The 2,538-nt window shown below is 50.0% G+C and carries 3 protein-coding genes; all 3 read left to right on the forward strand.

The window, feature by feature from the left end; translation table 11 throughout:
* The first annotated feature begins 955 nt into the window (after positions 1 to 955).
* The 3 genes from Q8Q07_01890 (at position 956) to Q8Q07_01900 (ending at position 2,461) form a co-directional block, all read left to right on the forward strand.
* The gene (locus Q8Q07_01890) at positions 956 to 1,333 is read left to right on the forward strand and encodes an FAD-dependent oxidoreductase (GenBank protein MDP3879043.1); all 378 of its coding nucleotides are present in this window, start codon (positions 956 to 958) and stop codon (positions 1,331 to 1,333) included.
* 126 nt (positions 1,334 to 1,459) lie between these two features.
* Positions 1,460 to 2,131 carry a cyclase family protein gene (locus Q8Q07_01895; protein MDP3879044.1) on the forward strand — a complete coding sequence of 224 codons (672 nt, stop codon included), beginning with the start codon at positions 1,460 to 1,462 and terminating at the stop codon, positions 2,129 to 2,131.
* Between the two features lie 108 nt (positions 2,132 to 2,239).
* Complete coding sequence (locus Q8Q07_01900) at positions 2,240 to 2,461, forward strand: hypothetical protein (GenBank protein MDP3879045.1); 222 nt, start codon at positions 2,240 to 2,242, stop codon at positions 2,459 to 2,461.
* Positions 2,462 to 2,538: the final 77 nt, after the last annotated feature.

Below are 2,538 nucleotides of genomic sequence, written 5' to 3' on the forward strand. Positions count from 1 at the left end.
GGAGATATGTACCTTAACAAACGAATAAACCGAAGCTAAAAACTGCTAATGAAACTGCTAACGAAACTTTATTACTATAATATTTTTTAGCTATAAAACGGCTAAACCAGTAGTAATACAAAGGTTCTAATTTGAGCGTAAAATGATGGTTAGTGACACCTGTTAGCAAATTTCGAGAGCGGCACCATCAACCACTCGGACACCTCTCCATAACTTCAAATTATTCAATTAATGAATTTATATAAATGTCTATTGGCACTAATTTGGCACTAATCAAATTTGGCTGAATCTTCACGTATAAATCCGCGCCGTTATACAACCTGCGACACACGCTTCTCATTATATCTATTGGTGAAAGCCTCGTCAAAGCGATTAGCTGCAACATTACGCGCTATCAATTCATGTTTCACGCCGTACCTCAGAGCTTCAAGAAGGACTCTATGATGTTTCCGTACTGTCAACGCTGACAATCCCCTCTGCCATCCCTGCGTCCCGAATCGGCGAGTCAAGCGGACATCCTGATATCGCCCGTTTTGTGGGCCAAGGGTACCAGGTCATCATCATCTAGGAGTAAGGTGTGTATCATTATCAACCTGGTGAAACGTCTCCTCATTAAGTTGCACTGGCTCAAACCATCTGCCGCTGGCGAGGGGTGCGGGGTAACAGCGGTCGCCGCGAGCGACTTCCGGAAGGACCGAGGCAATGAATGACCGGCAGGCGGTTGAGGATTCGGCATCTGAGCACCCAGATGGTGAAAAAGCAAAAGATTATCTTTTCCACTCTTTCTCCTGGAACCTCTTAGGTGCCCTTTTGCTAACGAATTACGTAGAATTACGGATATACAAACCCTCCAAAAGCCCAGATACTTGTAAATATATTGGGTATTTTGTGCCTATTACACTCAAATCTCTCTTGGGATGACGTAGATATAGGAAGAACAAGAAAAGGAGGAAAAATGAAAGCTGAAGCTGTAGACCAGGCGCAGCGATTGTCCGGCAAAGGCATCAGGGCAAATGGGCATGGCATTGACTGGCCCGAATTGATGGCTTTCAAGCGCACCTTCACCGACGATATACCTCCGATGATGGAAGAGGGATTTACGAGCCAAGGGATTGACACCTTCCATGGGCTGGCGAAGTTTACCGGACGGAACACCGTTCAGGTCGGTGATAAGGTGCTTGAAGGGCGGTACATCCTTATCGCCTCCGGCGCTGAGCCGATGAAGCTAGGTATCGACGGAGAGGAATACCTGGTTACCAGCGAGCGGTTCCTCGAACTGGAGAACCTGCCCGGGCGTATTGTTATGGTCGGCGGGCGGCTACATCGCCTTTGAGTTCGCCCACATCACCAGGCGAGCCGGAGCCGGCGGCAAAAAATATCACGGGGCACGTGGCTTTTGAAAGAGGCAAAGGTATAAAAGTAGAGACTTAGAGGACTATGTAGTAAATGAGAATTCGCCATGAAAAATAAGACTAAATCTTCGTGGATTGATATCTCTGTCTCCCTAAGGGATGGAATGGTGCACTGGCCGGGAGACCCCGCGGTCAACATCAGCCGTGTCAAAGACATGGCACGGGGTGATACGGCAAACCTGTCAGCGATTTCGATGGGCGCTCACTCCGGAACGCACGTGGATGCTCCGTTTCATTTTATTAACGGGGGCAAGGGCGTCGATGAGTTACCGCTGGAGACGTTGGTTGGCCGGGCGCGTGTCATTGAAATCCGGGACGCGGAGTCGATAAGACCAGATGAACTCGAAGAGCACAGCATCCGGCGTGGAGAACGTATCCTGTTCAAAACACGAAACTCCTCGCATGTCTGGCAAAGGAAGGAGTTCGTTGAAGACTTCGTGTTCATCTCGGACGACGCGGCAAAACGCCTGGTAGAGCGTGGGGTAAGAGCGGTTGGGGTCGATTATCTATCGGTTGGCGGCTACAAACAAGGGGGCAGCGATGTTCACCGGATACTTCTCTCCGGGGGCGTCTGGATAATCGAGGGGCTTGACCTGTCGGCAGTAGCTCCCGGCGGCTACTATCTGACATGCTTGCCTTTGAGACTTGTGGGAGCAGACGGCGCTCCGGCCCGCGCCATTCTCCGGCCACTGCCGTCGAAGCGAGTAAGAGCCTGGTGAAAGTAACACCTGCTGAAGGAGGAATGGCATGGCAGACGTGTATCTTTACTTAAAGAGGCAGGATTCGCCGATTTCACCGTTGAGGACAGAAATGATGCCCTGAAAGACATGATAAAAGACATACGCCGTAAACTGCTTGGTTTCGGCCTGGCTGCCAGTCTGGGAAAACGGAACCTGGGCGAGCTTGACTTAAACAATGGTAAAGAAATGCTGAAACGTGCCACGGACTTGATAGAAAAGGGAATATTGGGTTATACCCTAATTGCCGCAAGAAAGACGCAGGTAGTGACCGAAGGTGGAGGTGAGTATGACTGCGGAATCAATCGATGAATTATGCATCAATACCATCAGATTTCTGGCGGTGGATGCGGTGGAGAAGGCTCAGTCCGGGCATCCGGGTACACCGA

It is taken from the genome of Dehalococcoidales bacterium (assembly GCA_030698765.1).
Classification (GTDB): Bacteria; Chloroflexota; Dehalococcoidia; order Dehalococcoidales; family UBA2162; genus JAUYMF01.